We start from the raw sequence: 17,330 nt of genomic DNA on the forward strand, positions 1-17,330 counted from the left end.
TTGTATAGAACAGGAAAGAATTATTCAGGGGAAAGTATGGAAAAAATCAGTGTAGTGATACCCGTATATAATAGCGCAGCTTCGATTGAACAAGTGGTTTATCGGCTAATCCAGTGTTTTGAAAGTAAAAATCAGGAATTTGAGATTATTCTTGTCGATGATTGCTCCAGAGATAACTCAAGAGAAATTTTAACGATGCTTTCAGACAGAGATGAACGTTTGCAGACTTATTTTTTGGAAGCAAATCATGGACAGCAGGAAACACTTAAATATGGAATCATGCAAACGAGAGGAAATTATATTATCACTATTGATGATGACCTTGAACAGCAACCGGAGGATATTTTTCTGCTGATTAATGAAATCCAAAAGGGGTTTGATGTTGTTTATGGTGTAGCAATGAGGGAAGGATATGCTTTTCACAGGCAACTGGGTTCTAATCTGGTTGATCTTTTTTTTACCTTGTTTTTAAAAAAACCAAGACATTTGAGAGTCAGCAGTTTTAGAATTATGAATCGATCAGTCGCTGAAACTATTGCAGAAGATACGACTGATTTTGTATATCTGAGTGCGATTATTCTTAAAAATAGTCAAAATATTGCTAATGTTCAAGTCAGTTATCAGAAACGCCCCTATGGACAATCAAATTATGACGTGAAAAAATTATTAAAATTATATGTTAGGTTAGTTTATTACTATGGCATCAACTGAACAAAAATTAAAGGCTGGTAAGAGATGAAATTGCAGATTTTAGGTGGTGGAAATAATCAGATAAACGGGATTCGAAGAGCAAAAGAAAAAGGTCATGAGGTAATTCTGGTTGATTATTATGACAATCCACCGGGTCGTGAGTTTGCTGATGTACATAAAGCGATCTCGACCTTTGATGTCGAAAAGAATATTGAAGTGGCAAAAAAATATCAGATAGATGGGGTGATGACGACCGGAACCGATCAGCCGGTTTTTACCGTTTCGATGATTAGCAAAGCCCTGAATCTACCTGCTTTTTTAGACAGTGACACAGCCAAGGCAGTGACAAATAAAGAAGTTATGAAAAAAAAGTTGGCAAAAAAGGGAATTCCTACGGTACCATATATTTTTTGCCACGAGAAAATCAGTTTGCAAGAGTTGACGAGCAAGCTAAAAGAATTAGATTTTCCATTGGTATTAAAGCCACTTGACAGCCAGGGACAAAGAGGGGTTTACAAGCTCCATTCAATTGAAGAGGTTTTTAACAGTTTACCCCAGACACTGAGCTTTTCGAGAGAAAAAATAGCATTGATTGAAGGCTATTATGAAAGTGATGAAATAACTGTCAGTGTCTGGGTAAACCAGGGAGAAGCTGGTATTCTGACGGTAACGGACCGAAAAACTTTTGAGAGTGGAAAAAACATTGGGATTTGTTATGCTCACCAATATCCATCAATACATCAGCAAAGAATTGCAGAAATTACAGGGATAATCGATCAGATTGTTAAGGGCTTTGAGATTTTCTCAGGACCGCTCTATGTGCAGCTGCTGATTGGGAATGCCGGTATAGTTGTGAATGAAATTGCCTGTCGGATAGGAGGGGCTTACGAAGAAGTATTTATTCCTTATTTGACAGGGTTTGATATTCTAGATCAGGTGATTGATTTTTCTTTGGGGATTTCTCAATTATCAGAAGCAAAAGGTATTTATCATTCTTCAAAACATTTATCGGTGCAATTGTTTTTTACCCGTCCTGGCAAAATTAAAAAAATTACACCGATTGAAGACCTATTAAAATTACCGGGAGTAATTTCTGCCGGTTATAATGTAAAGGTGGGACAGACACTTGCTCAAATCGACAATGCGACCGCTAGAGCTGGTTATTTCATTGTCTCAGAAGAGTCTGAAGACGCTCTTGACAGTGCGGTTTGTAATGTGTTTGATCATCTTATCATTAATAGTGAAACAGGAGAAAATCTGGTGATCAGGCCTGTTGAATATGGGGAATAGAAAAGTGAGAATTTAAGCGAAAAATAAAAATTGGGTATTTCATGAAAAGGAGAAGGTATGAAAAAAATTGTTTTTGTTATCTTGGCAGTGCTAATGCTTTTAGCGACTGCTTGCAGTCCGACACAAACGGGTGGTGAAGAAAAAACGATTCGCATTGCAGAACAGTATGGGATTGCTTATGCACCGGTTCAAATAATGAAGGAAAAAGGATTTTTGGAGAAAAATTATCCGGGAATTGAAATTTCATGGGAACAGCTTGGCAATACAGCAGCAATTCGTGAGGCCATGGTAGCCGACAGATTGGATGTTGGTTTCATGGCTATCCCACCATTTTTGATCGGAACCGAGAACGGGATGGAGTGGAAGATTGCAACTGGTTTATCATCAGTACCGACCGGTCTGGTGGCGACTGATCAGATTCAGAGCTTAAGTGATTTTTCTGAAACTGACCGAATTGCTGTTCCCCAACCGGGCAGTGTACAGCATATTTTATTGGCAATGGCATGCGACCGGGAATTCTCCGATCCAACTAAGCTTGACAATAATCTAGTGACCTTGTCTCATCCGGATGGGATGAGTGCTTTGCTTTCTGGCGGAGACATTACAGCACATTTTACATCAACACCTTATTTTCAGAAAGAAATTGAGACAGCAGGTTTCCACGAAATTATTTCTGGTGAAGAAGCATTTGGCGGGGACTTCAGTTTTATTATTGGCGTAACCACTAATAAATTGCATGATGAGAATCCCCAGCTCTATGAGGCTTTCGTAAAATCCATACAGGAAGCCATCGATTTTATCAATGACAATCCCGAAGCGTCGGCAGAAATACTGGCAGACGTTTATGAACTCAGCGAAGAGGAAGTTTTATCTTATATTACGGCAGAAAGTGCCAGTTATTCTGAAACGGTAAAAGGAATTCAGACTTTTGCTGATTTCATGAAAAAGACGGGATATTTAAATACCGGCATAGACAGTGCAGACTCAGTAATATGGGAGAATGTTACCTATGAAAATTAGGGAATTATTTTTAAAACCCTATTCAAAATTAATCTGGATTTTGTTAATGCTAATCGCCTGGGAATTAATTGCGGTTTTTTCACCAGTAAGTGCCTTGGCATTTCCTACTTTGGAACAAATATTCAAGGCATTATTAAACTCTATAAAAAATGGAGACCTTCTTTATCAACTGTTTTTTTCTCTTTTTTTAATTCTGGAAGGCCTTTTAATTGGCATTGTGATTGCTTTTATAATGTCTTTTTTATCGGTAATCAGTAAGGTGTTTGAAAGCTTCACAGATACTTGTGTCTCGATTTTTCATCCTCTGCCGGGAATTGCTTTACTGCCGCTGATTATTCTCTGGATTGGCACGGGAACATCGGCTATTTTATTTGTGATAGTTCATTCGGTATTATGGCCGATGATTCTCAATATGAATGCTGGCTTTAAATCGATTCCTGAAGTTTATAAAAAAATCGGTGATAATTATGAATTCACCAGATTGCAGAGTATGACAAGAATTTTTATTCCTGCATCACTGACATATTTGCTTGCCGGCCTTAAAATTTCCTGGGCTAGAGGATGGCGGGCGGTTATTAGTGCTGAAATGATCTTTGGGGCTTCGGGCAGTATTGGTGGAATTGGCTGGTACATTTTTAACCGGCGGGTTTTTATGGATACCGCAGGAGTTTATGCTGGAATTCTGGTGATTATAGCGATTGGTATTTTAGTAGAAGATTTTATCTTCGGTAAAATTGAAAAGAATACAATTAAAAAATGGGGTGTATCATGAAAGCCGTAATCAGCATAAAAGGGCTTTCCAAGGCCTATAATAACAAGGTGGTTTTAAAAGATATTGATATGAAAATTATGCCAGGGGAACTTATTTGTATTGTAGGTTCGTCCGGCTGTGGTAAAACGACACTCCTAAACCTTGTTGGCGGCTTTATAAAAGCAGAGCATGGGGAAATCCTCTTAGATGGATATAAAATTGAGAAGCCCAGCCGCCAGTGTATAATGGTTTTTCAGGAATTCGACCAGCTATTTCCTTGGAAAACAGTCCGTAAAAATGTGGAATTTCCGCTTGAGAAAATAAAAACCAGGTATACAAAAGAAGAGATTAGGGAATCGGTCAGCCATTACCTTAAACTGGTCAAACTATCGGACTATGATACTTATTATCCATCGCAGTTATCAGGTGGGATGAAACAGCGCACCGCCTTAGCCAGAGCTTTGGCACTAACGCCCAAAGTATTACTGATGGATGAGCCATTCGGCAGTCTTGATGCACAGACAAAACGAGAACTTCAGGATAATTTGCTGGAAATTAAAGAAGCTACAAAAACGACAGTTCTTTTTGTGACCCATGATATCCGGGAGGCCATGATATTGGCTGATCGGATTGTCGTTCTAAATTCCGGCAAGATTATGGAGATCATTAATAACTCACCCAAAAATGTCAGCCAGGAATTGGAAAATCGAATCACTGATCTGCTCTCACTTTAAAGACGTGGATTTGCCAATTTTTTTGATCAATCTGCGGCCATAGTTCAGTACCGTAGGTGGGGCTGGTGAATTGTGCGGTCTCCTCGCAGTTATCGTTTAGATAATCCATCATTTCATTAAAAATATTAGTGAGATCTCCATACATAATGTTATAATGTGGATGGTTTTCAACTATAAAAGACAGTTCATCATAATAAAGTATAGTATCGATGTGATTTTTTTCGATATAGTCTGAAAAGGAAATTCCCTGGTCAGCCAGATATTGAAGATTTCTGTAATCAAGCAGCTGTCCATCGGAAAAAGCGTATTCACTGTTAAGGTTTCCCAGCACTTTTTCAGAAGCAGCTGTGTTACTTGAAATTTGGTCAAGATAGGCTTCATAGCTTTGGAGATAGGGTTTTATTTGTAATATTGTTGATAGGATGGTTATCAGGAACAAAATTCCTGATAACCATTTTTTTTGCCTGGGCAAAAAGGCCTCAATAAAATAAATGGTTAGTAGATACATATAGGGAAAGCTGAAAATCACACTGGTAACATTATAACGACCGATAATTAAAAGTCCAAGATTAATAGCTAAGACGATAACCACTAAAAAATTAAGGGTAGTATCGCAAAAAGATTTTTTGAACATCATGATTAATGAACTGAATAAAACAGTTGTAAAAAGAATCAGCTGAAAGCGAATATCAGGCATATAATACTCAACACTTATCTGATTGAATAAGCGTTTATAAAAGTAAAAAAATTCTGCCAGCTTGTTAAATAATGAATCACCGACACCAAAGTTTTTTCCGTGTTGAGTATAATGGCTTAGATAGTCAGGATCCATATAAATACTTAACCCCACAAAGAATAGTGCAAAAGCCGCGATGCAAAGAACCAGGAGTACCAGGTTTTTAACTCTCAGTTTCCCTTGAAAAATAAAGTACAAATAGAGAATCCCTAATGTTACGGCAATAATAAAACTGTTGGGATGGAAGCCAATGCTCAGCCCGGTGATAGTCCCAAGAATTAGGTCATCACCAAAACGATGTTGAGGGAGTCTTTTAAGTAGAATAAAAAGTGTCAGTATCGAAAAAAATAGAATTGCAATTTCCTGACGTGCAAAATGAGAAGCATAAATATATTGGATATCGATAGACAATAAAACGACACTGAGCATTGATAATCGATTAGATTTGAAAATAACTTGACTCAAATTGTAGAAGAAAAATAAAGAAGCAATAGATAATAACAATGAAAGCAATCGAAAGGTAAAAATCTGATAGCCAAAAACTGGGATAAAAAGGGCCTGAAGCAAATGAAATACAATCCGAATAGCATGAGGATAGCGGATGTAAGCATCAAAAAAAGGCTCAGTTACATTAATTGAACCAGTTTCAAGAATATGACGGGAAAGACCGCTAAGCCAGGATTCATCTGAATGCACATAGGGAAAGCTGGTTAAAAAGAATAGATTAAAGATAAAGTAAGCAAATAAAAAAATAAAAATGAAATACTTATCTAAATCAAGGGTCAGAATTTTTTTATAACAAGCGTTATTTTTTGCTGGTTTAATCTTCATAATTATCCTCTGTCCAGTAATAATTGTTTTTTTACAAAAATATTGGGTAGTATACTTACGACAACTTGTAAACTAGGCCGTTTTTAGTATACCATATTTTGATTACTCGTAAAGTTTAAAAACAGAGTGTTTCATGGGCTATTAAAATTTATAATAGTGCATTACAAAGACTGGGAACTAAAAATAGTGATTATCGGTTACAATGTTGTTAAATAATTATTTAACGAATGGAGGAAAAGAAAAATGGTGAAAAAAAGTCGATTGCTCGTATTGGTAACAATGATGTTTGCTTTATTATTTGTGAGTGGATGCAGTACGGGAACATCAGACAGCAGTTCTGACAGCAGCTCGTCAGAAGAGACTACGGAGGTAAGTATGGTGGAAACAGGAGTAAATGAATATTTTGCAAATATGCCTGAGGATATCCACAAAATCAGTCAGACCGATTTTGTAGATATGGTAAAAGCTGGTGAAGATATGACAATCATCGATATCAGAAGCGCTGATGCGTATGCTGAAGGTCATGTTAAAGGAGCACTTAGTATGCCTTGGGGTACGGAACTGGCTGCGAATATCGAAAATATTCCAAACGATAAACCAGTTATGATTTACTGCGTAACCGGTCAGACTGCTGGTCAGACAGTTATGCTGTTTAACCTGGCAGGCTTTGATGCAAAATCAGTTAATCTAGGTTACAAACTGGGGATTTCTGCAGTAGAAGGTGTTGAAGAAGTCATTGAAACAACTCCTAATGAATTCGATACTACTATTCAAACTGAAATTGATCCGGAAATTCTGGAAGCAATTAACAGCTACTATGCAGGTCTTGCAGATGTTAAAGATACTGAATTTGCAAACTACAAAATCTCAGAAGATGATGCCTATGCGATGCTGGGAGATGATACAGTTCAATTCCTGAGTGTTCGAAAAGCTGATGATTATGCTGCCGGACATATCGAAGGAGCAATCAATATTCCTTTTGGCGCAGGAATGGAAGAAGAATTCTCTACTCTGCCAATGGATAAAACCATTATTGTTTACTGCTATACCGGACAGACAGCAGGACAGACAGTGGCTGGACTTCGTTTATTAGGTTATGATGCAGTATCTCTGAACGCTGGAAATGGAACAGATGCTACAGGCACAGCTGGATGGACAAATAAAGGTTATCCACTGGTAACTGAATAAATATATTAAGTGACATGAAATGGCTTTGCCATTTCATGTCCTGTTTACAGGTTGTTGCGAAATGAAGAAAGGGATTAAACCGGACAGGTTTTTATTTTTGAAAAATAAGTAAAGCTATTATAACTTTTGGCATTTCGCAAAGGCCTGTTAACAGGCAGAAAGAGGAGGAAACAAGATGGAGTTAACACAGAGAAAGAAGATTCAGCCTTTTATAGGTTTGGCATTATTAATTGTTACGATAATTTTAGGGGTGGTTAAAGGATTCAACAACCAGTTCCTACCCCTTTATTTAATGACAGGAGTAGTTCTAGGCTATATTTTAACCAGATCTCGATATGGGTTTGCTGGTGGATTTAAACGAATTTATGTGACCGGTGAGGGGAGCTTGAGCAAGTCTCTGCTGGTGATGTTTGCAATTTCCATGTTTCTGGCAGCGGGACTTCAGTGGTCAGCACTGCAGATGGGAATTGATCAGCCGGGTTTGAGTTCTTTAAAGTTTTTAAATATCTCAACTTTATTGGGTGGTTTTTTCTTTGGAATTGGAATGATTTTAGCTGGCGGTTGTGCATCAGGAACCCTAAGCGATTTGGGTGAAGGAGAAGCACGATCATGGATTGCCCTGATAACCTTTGTTTTTGGTTCGATTCCTGGCTTAATGGCACAAAATACCCTGAATAGTACCGCTATCGGCCAGATCGGCATTCAATTGTATTTACCGGATGTTTTGGGTTATGTAGGTGCTTTAGTGGTTTCAGTTCTGGCCCTTTTTATTCTGTATATTATTGTGCGTAAGTATGAAGATTATAGAAAAAATGAGGGGACCTATACGGCAACCGTTTATGAGGATGAAGAACTGCCAATACCTGATGAAGTTCCTTTTAAACTTTTTTCATATAAAACCTTTCATAAACTTTTTGTTCAGCGCTGGTCTTTTATGACAGGTGGTATCCTGCTGGCTATTATGTTTGGATTTATTTTAATTACTGCCCGTCACAGCTGGTACGTTACCGGTCCACTGACGACCTGGGGGATAGCCATTTTACAGATGTTTGGAGTGCAGTTCACGGCGTCTTATTTTGAACCCAACGTCATGGCAGCGAATAATGGTATTCTTAATGATCCAGGTTCTTTGAGAAATATCGGAATTGTTATCGGTGCAGCTATTGCATTTTTGTTTGCCGGCCGTTGGACCTTTAATACAGGATTTAAATTCAAAGACAGTCTCTATTATTTATTAGGCGGATTTTTGATGGGTTTTGGTGCCAGACTTGCCGGCGGCTGTAATATTGGGGCGCTTTTATCTGGAATTGGTAACTTTTCATTATCCGGTTGGGGATTCTTCTTTACCCTCTGGCTTGGCAGTTTGTTTGCCCTCAAAGTTTTTGCCGGAAAAGTAGATGTTTTACCACCAAACCGTCATAAAAAATAAAATTAGTAATTACTGACTGTTTATGAGTATATTTAGTTAATTAGCAAACTAATCACTAGGTGTTTAAATTTATAATATGAGGAGAACAAAATGGGAAAAAAAGTTTTAATTGTCGGTGGTGTAGCCGGTGGGGCTTCAGTTGCTGCTCGAGTAAGAAGACTGGATGAATCGGCTCAAGTCATTATGTTTGAAAAAGGACCAAATGTTTCTTTTTCTAATTGCTGTCTGCCTAATCATTTGAGCGGTATGATTGAAAATAGTGAAGACCTGGTTTTGATGTGTCCTAACAATTTTAAAAAACAATACAATATTGAAGCGCGTGTCAATAATGAAGTGATTAGTATTGACCGTCAAAATAAGAAAGTAACAGTTAAAGAAGTTGAAACGGGAAAAGTTTATGAAGAATCATATGATGCCCTATTTTTAGCTCCAGGTGCAAACCCAATTGTGCCGCCTATATCTGGCTATGATAAACCCCATGTTTTTAGTGTTAAAAATGTAGTAGATATTGATACAATCAATAAATATTTAATAAATGGTGTAAAAGATGTTATCGTTGTTGGCGGCGGATTTATTGGAGTAGAAGTGGCAGAAAATTTAAAACTGTCTACTCAAGGCTATAATGTGACACTAGTTGAAAAAGCGCCACAGATTATGGCTACAATGGATTATGATATGGCCCAAATTCTTCACAAGGAATTAATGGATAACGATGTTAACCTGATTTTGGAAGATGCGATTGCTAAAATTTTCGATGATTCTGTAGAATTGGAATCTGGAAAAATGTTGAAAGCCCAGGCAGTGATTATGGCAATCGGTGTAACACCTGATACAAAGCTAGCAAAGGAAAATGATCTGGAAATTGGAGAAACAGGTGCAATTCTTGTCAACCAGCATTATCAAACCAGTGATCCTAATATTTATGCTGTTGGCGATGCGATTGAAGTATATAACCAGCTCACTCATAAAAAGACTAAATTGGCACTGGCTGGACCTGCACAAAAACAGGCCAGATCGGCAGCTGATCATTTATATGGCAGACCAACCAGAAATAATGGTGTGATAGGTTCTTCCTGTATTAAAATCTTTGAAATGAATGTAGCATCAACAGGTCTGACAGAGGCATGTTGTATAAGAAATGGAATATCTTATGACATGGTTTATATCATTCCTGGAGATATCGTCGGTCTGATGCCGGGAAACAGCCAGTTCTTCTTTAAACTGGTTTATGAAGTACCGACCGGTAAGATACTTGGCGCCCAGGCTATTAGTCGAGGAAATGCAACCAAACGTGTTGATGTCATTGCTGCAATGATCACAATGGGAGCAACCCTGGAAGACCTGAAAGAGTTAGAACTTTGTTATGCGCCAGCATTTTCCACTGCTAAAGATCCGGTAAACTTTGCCGCAATGGTAGCGTTAAATATTTTAAATGGTGAATTTAAACAGGTTCCAGTAACCAAAGTACGGGAACTGGTTGAAACGGATGCCTTTATCATTGATGCTCGTGAACCGGGTGAATATGAAGCCAGCCATCTAATTACTGCTAAAAATATTCCACTGAGCCAGTTCCGTGAAAGACTTGATGAAATTCCCAAAGATCAGCCGGTTTATGTTCACTGCCGAAGTGCTCAGAGAAGTTATAACATGGCCAGAGCATTGGGCCAGTTAGGTTTTGATAATATCATTAATATTTCAGGATCTTTCCTGGGTATTTGTATGTATGAATATTATAATGACCAGACAAAGGGCAGAAAACCTATTGTAACTGATTATAATTTCCGTTAAAATAAATATATATAATTAATTATTTATTGACAGGAAATTCTTACAGTCGAAAATGGAGGGATTATGCAAGGAAAAAAAAGTAAAGATCACAGGCGATTAACAGTAGTGACCTGGTTGGTGATTTTTCTTGTCTGGTATCTGATTACTGAATTAGGTCTGGTTTCACACTTAATTATTCCTTCCCCGATTGAAGTGTATAATACATTTATTGATATAGTGAAAAATGGTTATAATGGGATTCCTTTCTGGAAGCATTTGGGAATAAGTCTGTTAAGATTGTTTCTGGCTTCCGGTTTGGCCATTATAACTGCCGTGCCGCTGGGACTTCTCAGCGGCTATTTTAAAAAAGTGGGCGCTGTCGTCGATTCGATCGTGCAGTTCTATCGACCACTGCCACCCCTGGCCTATTATATTGTTCTGATTTTATGGTTGGGAATTGGAGAATCTTCAAAAGTTACTCTGCTTTTTCTGGCTGCATTTGCACCGATTTATATAGCCTGTGTGTCAGCGGTCAACAATATACAAATGGAATACCTTTTGAGTGCCCAGTCACTTGGAGCAAAGGGAAAAGATTTATTTTATCGGATTGTGGTGCCAGCTTGTTTACCAGAAATTTTTACCAGTATCAGAACGGCTGTGGGTGTGGCCTATACAACACTTGTTTCAGCCGAAATGATAGCGGCAACCTCTGGTGTTGGCTGGATGGTGTTGGATGCTTCACGATATTTAAAAAGCAGTGTTATTTTTGTGGGAATCATTGTAATGGGAATTACCGGTGTCTTAATTGACTGGGGCTTAAAGAGGATCGAGCATAAAATTATTTTCTGGAAAGGATACCAATAGGAGGAATAAAGGATGAAAAAGGGAATATTACTGTTTGCAGCTTTACTCTTTTGTATTATTGCTTTATCAGGATGCGGTAGTCAGACCGCCAGTAGTGATGTGCCAAAAGAGGTAAAGATTGGATATTTGCGGGTACCCAATGATGAAATGGTCAGTAAAACGAAAGAAATTTTTGATGACTATTTTACTGAGATTGGGGTGCCTTATGAATTTATTATTTTTGATTCCGGGGCAGAAGCCAATCAGGCCTTAGCTTCAGGTAGTATAGATTTTGCCAGCATGGGTAATACCAATGCTATTATTGCGTTAGCTCGAGGAATTGATGTGGAAATGATTTGGATACATGAAGTTTTGGGCGAGATTGAAGGGCTAGCGGTTAAAGACGGTTCCGGGATCACAACAGCTCAGGATCTGGTTGGTCAAAAAATTGCCACACCTTTTGCTTCTACCTCGCACTATGTGCTGTTAAACTATTTAAAAGAGAATGGTATAGATGAACAGGTTGAGCTTTTGGATATGCCAACTGCTGATATTGTAGCGGCCTGGGAACGCGGTGACATTAATGCCGCTTATACCTGGCAGCCGACTTTGGGACAACTGACACAAAATGGGTCAATTCTGGTTGACAGTGCTGATATGGCAGAAGAAGGCTATATCACTGCTAATGTCTTAGTTGTTCAGAAAGAGTTTTCCAGCAGCTATCCTGATCTAGTCGCGGGATTTGTCAAGTGCTTAGGTGAAGGTGGAGATATTTATCGGGCTGATTCGCAGGATGCAGCTGAAACAGTATCAGCAGAATTGGAAATTACTCCTGAGGAGGCTTTAACTCAAATGTCGGGTTCTATCTGGCTGACCCCAGAGGAAGAATTGTCTGAGGATTACATGGGAACGACAGGCAATCCTGGACATTTTGCGACAATCATGAAAGACACGGCGGATTTCCTGGCAGAACAAAAATCTATTGACGCAGCGCCTTCACAGGAAGACTTTGATGGATATTTAAATCCTTTATACATCGAAATGTCACTGGAATAAGGAGATTGAACATGAACAAAGCAGAGAAAATCATTGAAATTGACAAGTTGGCTGTGAACTATCAGACAGAAGACACTGTTTTAAGGGCTATATCTGAAATCAGTCTATCTATCTATGACAATGATTTTATCTGTATTCTCGGACCGTCTGGTTGCGGAAAAAGTACCTTACTTAATGTAATTGCCGGTTTTATTGCCCCTAGTGAGGGAGCTATCCTGATGCAGGGAGAGCCGGTAGTTGGACCGGATTGGAATCGTGGGGTGGTCTTTCAGTCGGCCTCACTTTATCCCTGGATGAGCGTCAGGAAGAATGTGGAATTTGGCCCTCGGATCAAGGGGTTGTCAAAGGATGAAATTTCAAAGATAGCAACGCATTTTCTAAAACAGATACATCTGCTGGAAGTTGAAAATCTTCCGCCTTTTCAGCTTTCAGGCGGGATGCGGCAGCGAGTTGCTTTAGCCAGAGCTTTGGCTAATGAGCCAGATATTCTCCTTTTGGATGAACCCTTTGGAGCCCTGGATGCTTTAACCAGGATTCATATGCAGCAGCTGGTACGGACGATTTGGAAAGAAAATAAGAATACTATTTTTATGATTACCCATGATGTAGATGAGGCCCTTTCACTGGGAACCAGACTTTTGGTCATGTCAAAAAGTCCCGGTACTATTATCCGTGAATTTAAATCTGATTTTTCTTATGCGATTGATGAAAAAACCGGTAGAATGCACGTTGATGAGAAATACCTGACACTAAGAGAAGAGATCCTCAATCTCATTGATATTTGATTCAGTTAAGGAAAGACAGATGATACCATTTAATAAGCCACTATTTTTAGGAAATGAAATTGAATATATGAAAAGAGCTGCTACCGTTAATCATAAAATTGCCGGTGATGGTCCTTTTACAAAGGCCTGTACAGACTGGTTACAAAAGAAAACTGGTGCCTGCGGGGCTTTTTTGACGAGTTCTGGAACCCATGCACTGGAAATGGCAGCACTGCTGTGTAATATAAAACCTGGGGATGAAGTAATCATGTCGGCATTTACATTTGTTTCAACGGCAAATGCCTTTGCCCTCAGAGGAGCTAAAATCATTTTCACTGATATTCGCCCAGATACAATGAATATTGATGAAAATTTGATAGAAGCAGCAATCACCAAAAATACTAGAGTGATTGTTCCTATGCATTATGGGGGAATTGCCTGTGAAATGGAAAGTATCATGGAAGTTGCTAAAAATAATAGACTTCTAGTGGTAGAAGATGCAGCGCAAGGAATAATGGCAACATATAAAAATAAGGAGCTTGGCAGTATTGGCGATTTTGGCTGTTATAGTTTTCATGAAACAAAAAATTTCACAATGGGTGAGGGCGGAGGCCTTTTAATCAGTGAAGACTGTTTTATGAAAAAGGCTGGTATCGTCAGAGATAAAGGAACCAACCGTCAGGATTTTTTAAATCAGGAAGTTGATTTTTATTCCTGGGTGGATCTGGGGTCTTCATACCTGCCGAGCGAATTGAATGCGGCTTATCTCTATGCTCAGCTTGAAGTAGCTGAGATGATCCAAAAACAACGACTAGCTTTATGGAATAAGTATTATCAGTATTTGAAACCGCTTGAAGATGCAGGCTACATCAATTTGCCCACAGTCCCCAGAGAAGTAACTCATAATGGACATCTCTTTTATATAAAAGTGGAAAATGTGACTGTGCGGGAGGACTTGATTGACTGGTTGAAAAAAAATAATATTATAGCAGTTTTTCATTATGTTCCCTTGCACACAACTCCTGCAGGAAAAAAGTTTGGTGAATTTTCAGGCAATGATATCTATACGACCAGGGAAAGTCAGAGGCTGCTTCGTCTGCCCCTTTATTACGATCTTTCAGAGACAGATCTGGTAAAAGTTTGTGAACAGATTGAAGCGTTTTTCAAATGTCGGAAATAGGGGTACAAGATATCCCTTTTTTATATGGATTTTGTAAACACATAGTGGTTAGAATTTGAAAGTGAAGCTTGAAATTTAAAACCGGAGATATTAAAGGCTTTAATATCTTCTGCTTCAGTAAAATTATTTTCTGCCAAAAATCTAACCATTTCTCCCCGAGCCATTTTTACCATGGTCCCTTTTTCTTTAACTTTTCCGTTTATATCTTCACCAAAAGTACAGTTAATTAAATTGAAATTAGCCGGAAGATGTTTTGTTATGACTTTACTGTATTCCTTCGAGGCAAGGTTCAAAATAAAGTCAGTTTCTTGCATTAATTTTTCAGCCAGTTTACTACCCCAAAAGTCGTACAGGTTTTTAGCCTGAACTATAGAGAGTTTTGCCTGCATTTCCAAGCGATAAGGTGAAACCCCATCAAATGGCCGGACGATTCCGTAGAAGCCGGAAAGGATACGAAGATATTTTTCAAGGTATTCAAATTCGGAATCAGAAAATACATGGGGTGCAATCATCTGATATTGAATTCCCTGGTAAGAAAATATTGCTGAGGTTAATTCTCCATTTGCAGGAAAGTTTTTGAGTCTTTTAAAATTTTCTTCGGCAATAGCATCACTGCATTGCCAAAGAGCCTTTAAGTCAGCATAAGACATATTTTTAAGTTTTTTAAGAAGGACTTCTGAATCTTCGTAAAAGTCAGGTCTTTGCCTGACCGCCATACTATCAAGATCAATTTTCATTTTTTTCGCTGGTGAAATAATAATGCGCATAATTGCTCCCAAGTTAATTTTTAGAAATTATAACATTTCATGAGAAAAGGGTAAAGTGAAAGTAAATCAGTATTAAATAATTTCTACAGATGAGATGATTTGTGTTAAAATTAATTAGCATATTTGGAATATCAAAAAATTGATGGATTTTATTTGGTAATGAATTGAAAACTTTAAAATTTACTGACAAAGTAGCTTATTTTAATAAGGAGGTAGGGAATGTTTAATGAATTAGCGAAGTCTAGAAGAAGTATTCGGAAATTTAAAAAACAAAGTGTTGAGAGTGGTAAGATTCAGGAGCTTCTTAATGCAGCCTTGATGGCACCATCATCAAGATCACGTTGTCCTTGGGAATTTATTGTAATTGACGATCAAGACGTATTATCAAAATTGTCAACATGTCGCGAGCACGGAGCATCGTTTTTAGAAAACGCGCCACTAGCTGTAGCTGTTATTGCTGACATTGAAAAAACCGATGTCTGGGTGGAAGATACATCGATAGCGGCAACGTATATTCAATTAGCTGCTCATGATTTGGGATTAGGTTCATGCTGGATTCAAGTTCGCAACCGTTACTATTCAGAAACAGTCGAAACGCAGGATTTTATCAGAGAAACACTTGGTATACCAAAGGAATTTGCTGTAGAATGTATCCTGGCAGTGGGTTATGCTGATGAAGAGAAAAGTCCTCATGATGAAGCGTCGCTGCAATGGAATAAAGTGCGCTATAACAGTTATGAGGATAAGTATAAAAGGACAGAACAGAATTAAACAGGGTTAACATAATAAAGAAAAATAAAGGAGTGAAAAAGTGAAACGAAAAATAGCATTGATTTTATGTATTGCTTGTATTTTGATGGTCGGTTCGGGCTGCAGCCAGTTAACTGATGAAGCTAAATCAAAAATTAGCGAACTGTATTCCGCGAAAGTGGAATCAATTGGGGATAATTCAGCTGTAAAACAGCTGGTTGATGAAATTGGGCTCGGAAATATCAAAAATTATACCCTTGAACTGCAAACCAGTCAGGAACCTTACGGACTTATTATTAACGTTGCACAGAAAGATGATTCATTAACAGAGGAGGATTTTTCTATAACGGCTATTCAACTTCTGGGGTTAATTAAAAACCTTGACTATGTACAAGTCAATAATGGTGATCAGCAGTTTGAAATGACGACAGAAGAAGCGACGTCTTTAATTAATGAAAATGTTAAAAATTTAAGTGAATCTGCGGATAAGCTTGAATCGGTTCTCAATAAATTAACGGGTAATTAAAATAAGTTTCTGCAAATCATTTGATTTGCAGAAACTTAAAATTTCTGAGAAAAATAATTAGCAAAGTGGTAGCGGCAAAGCTTAATCTTCAGGAAAAAAGTTTTTTATAGCATTAATATCTTGATAAGTAAACGTTTGGGTGCTGGGACAGAAATCTGGAAATTTAGATTCCATTCTTATACAATTTACAATTGCGCAATCAATACAGGACAGCTTTTTTTCTTCTGACATTTATTCTCCTTTATCGCAATTTTGTTCAGCTTATTTAGTCGAAACTTTTTCCCAGTCGGCGAGAAATTTCTCAATCCCCTGATCTGTAAGAGGATGTTTAAGAGAGTCCATTAGTACCTTATAGGGAATGGTTGCGATATCAGCTTGTGCCAGTGCGGCCATTTTAATGTGGTTGCGATTTCTGATACTGGCTGCGATGACCTCAGTATTATAAGCGTATTGCCTGAATATAGTCATAATTTCCCGAACGACTTCCATACCATCGGCGCCCATATCATCAATGCGACCGATAAAGGGGGAAACATAAGCGGCTCCGGCTTTAGCAGCGGCCAAAGCCTGGGTAGCCGAAAAAACAAGGGTGACATTGACTGAAATGCCCTCTTTGCTGAGTATCGAAGTGGCTCGGATGCCTTCGGCGGTCATTGGAATTTTAATCACAATGTTGGGATGAAGTTTAGCCAGCGGACGGGCTTCTTCAACCATTTCTTCGGCTTTACTACTGATGACTTCAGCGGAAATGGGACCATCAACAATAGCTGTAATTTCTTTTATTACTTCTTCAAAGTTTCGGCCTTCCCTGGCAATTAATGACGGATTTGTCGTCACGCCATCGATAATACCTAATTGCGCAGCATCTTTTATTTCAGCGACATTGGCAGTATCAAGAAAATATTTCATTTGCTCCTCCTGTATAGTAAAATAATCATTTTCAAAATGTTATATACCCAAAACAATTTGGATTAATCCTGAAATATCTGTCTGATGCTGATAAAATTT

General features: G+C 38.2%; 18 protein-coding genes. 14 read left to right on the forward strand and 4 right to left on the reverse strand.

The window, feature by feature from the left end; all coding sequences use genetic code 11:
* Positions 1–36 precede the first annotated feature (36 nt).
* From Q5O24_05055 to Q5O24_05075, 5 genes are read left to right on the forward strand one after another with little or no spacing between them, the layout of a single operon-like run.
* Positions 37–711 carry a glycosyltransferase gene (locus Q5O24_05055; GenBank protein ID WKY48685.1) on the forward strand — a complete coding sequence of 225 codons (675 nt, stop codon included), beginning with the start codon at positions 37–39 and terminating at the stop codon, positions 709–711.
* 24 nt (positions 712–735) lie between these two features.
* A complete protein-coding gene (locus Q5O24_05060) occupies positions 736–1,980 on the forward strand; it encodes an ATP-grasp domain-containing protein (GenBank protein WKY48686.1) in 1,245 nt (414 codons plus the stop codon).
* Between the two features lie 57 nt (positions 1,981–2,037).
* Positions 2,038–3,000, forward strand: coding sequence for an ABC transporter substrate-binding protein (locus tag Q5O24_05065; protein ID WKY48687.1), 963 nt, complete (start codon positions 2,038–2,040; stop codon positions 2,998–3,000).
* On the forward strand, positions 2,990–3,772 hold the full coding sequence (locus Q5O24_05070; GenBank protein ID WKY48688.1) for an ABC transporter permease subunit: 783 nt from the start codon (positions 2,990–2,992) through the stop codon (positions 3,770–3,772). Before Q5O24_05065 ends, Q5O24_05070 begins: the two co-directional genes overlap by 11 nt.
* A complete protein-coding gene (locus tag Q5O24_05075; protein ID WKY48689.1) occupies positions 3,769–4,485 on the forward strand; it encodes an ABC transporter ATP-binding protein in 717 nt (238 codons plus the stop codon). Before Q5O24_05070 ends, Q5O24_05075 begins: the two co-directional genes overlap by 4 nt.
* Here Q5O24_05075 and Q5O24_05080 read toward each other — a convergent pair.
* The gene (locus tag Q5O24_05080; protein ID WKY48690.1) at positions 4,463–6,052 is read right to left on the reverse strand and encodes a glycosyltransferase family 39 protein; all 1,590 of its coding nucleotides are present in this window, start codon (positions 6,050–6,052) and stop codon (positions 4,463–4,465) included. The genes Q5O24_05075 and Q5O24_05080 overlap by 23 nt on opposite strands.
* A 243-nt stretch (positions 6,053–6,295) precedes the next feature.
* Here Q5O24_05080 and Q5O24_05085 point away from each other — a divergent pair, with 243 nt between their 5' ends.
* The 7 genes from Q5O24_05085 to rffA all read left to right on the forward strand — a co-directional run bounded on the left by Q5O24_05085 (position 6,296) and on the right by rffA (position 14,279).
* On the forward strand, positions 6,296–7,240 hold the full coding sequence (locus tag Q5O24_05085; protein ID WKY48691.1) for a rhodanese-like domain-containing protein: 945 nt from the start codon (positions 6,296–6,298) through the stop codon (positions 7,238–7,240).
* Positions 7,241–7,415: 175 nt separating this feature from the next.
* Complete coding sequence (locus tag Q5O24_05090; protein WKY48692.1) at positions 7,416–8,669, forward strand: YeeE/YedE family protein; 1,254 nt, start codon at positions 7,416–7,418, stop codon at positions 8,667–8,669.
* 90 nt (positions 8,670–8,759) lie between these two features.
* Positions 8,760–10,457 (forward strand): FAD-dependent oxidoreductase, encoded by a 1,698-nt coding sequence (locus Q5O24_05095; protein ID WKY48693.1) that lies wholly within the window; start codon positions 8,760–8,762, stop codon positions 10,455–10,457.
* Between the two features lie 63 nt (positions 10,458–10,520).
* Entirely contained in the window at positions 10,521–11,300 is a 780-nt protein-coding gene (locus Q5O24_05100) for an ABC transporter permease (GenBank protein ID WKY48694.1), read from the forward strand.
* A gap of 12 nt (positions 11,301–11,312) precedes the next feature.
* On the forward strand, positions 11,313–12,335 hold the full coding sequence (locus Q5O24_05105; GenBank protein ID WKY48695.1) for an ABC transporter substrate-binding protein: 1,023 nt from the start codon (positions 11,313–11,315) through the stop codon (positions 12,333–12,335).
* Positions 12,336–12,346: 11 nt separating this feature from the next.
* Complete coding sequence (locus Q5O24_05110; protein ID WKY48696.1) at positions 12,347–13,120, forward strand: ABC transporter ATP-binding protein; 774 nt, start codon at positions 12,347–12,349, stop codon at positions 13,118–13,120.
* Positions 13,121–13,139: 19 nt separating this feature from the next.
* Positions 13,140–14,279, forward strand: a complete 1,140-nt coding sequence (rffA, locus tag Q5O24_05115) for a dTDP-4-amino-4,6-dideoxygalactose transaminase (GenBank protein WKY48697.1) — start codon at positions 13,140–13,142, stop codon at positions 14,277–14,279.
* A gap of 20 nt (positions 14,280–14,299) precedes the next feature.
* On the opposite strand, the gene yaaA is transcribed toward rffA, so the two are convergent.
* Positions 14,300–15,046 (reverse strand): peroxide stress protein YaaA, encoded by a 747-nt coding sequence (gene yaaA / locus Q5O24_05120; protein WKY48698.1) that lies wholly within the window; start codon positions 15,044–15,046, stop codon positions 14,300–14,302.
* 219 nt (positions 15,047–15,265) lie between these two features.
* On the opposite strand from yaaA, the gene Q5O24_05125 reads away from it, so the two are divergent.
* Both Q5O24_05125 and Q5O24_05130 read left to right on the forward strand, forming a co-directional pair.
* A complete protein-coding gene (locus tag Q5O24_05125) occupies positions 15,266–15,817 on the forward strand; it encodes a nitroreductase family protein (GenBank protein WKY48699.1) in 552 nt (183 codons plus the stop codon).
* 40 nt (positions 15,818–15,857) lie between these two features.
* Entirely contained in the window at positions 15,858–16,322 is a 465-nt protein-coding gene (locus Q5O24_05130; protein WKY48700.1) for a DUF4825 domain-containing protein, read from the forward strand.
* Between the two features lie 81 nt (positions 16,323–16,403).
* Here the strand turns inward: Q5O24_05130 and Q5O24_05135 are convergent, their stop codons facing one another.
* Positions 16,404–16,553, reverse strand: coding sequence for a hypothetical protein (locus tag Q5O24_05135; GenBank protein ID WKY48701.1), 150 nt, complete (start codon positions 16,551–16,553; stop codon positions 16,404–16,406).
* A gap of 30 nt (positions 16,554–16,583) precedes the next feature.
* A complete protein-coding gene (fsa, locus tag Q5O24_05140) occupies positions 16,584–17,231 on the reverse strand; it encodes a fructose-6-phosphate aldolase (protein ID WKY48702.1) in 648 nt (215 codons plus the stop codon).
* Between the last annotated feature and the right edge of the window lie 99 nt (positions 17,232–17,330).

It is taken from the genome of Eubacteriaceae bacterium ES3, assembly GCA_030586155.1.
In the GTDB taxonomy this organism is placed as follows: Bacteria; Bacillota; Clostridia; order Eubacteriales; family Eubacteriaceae; genus Acetobacterium.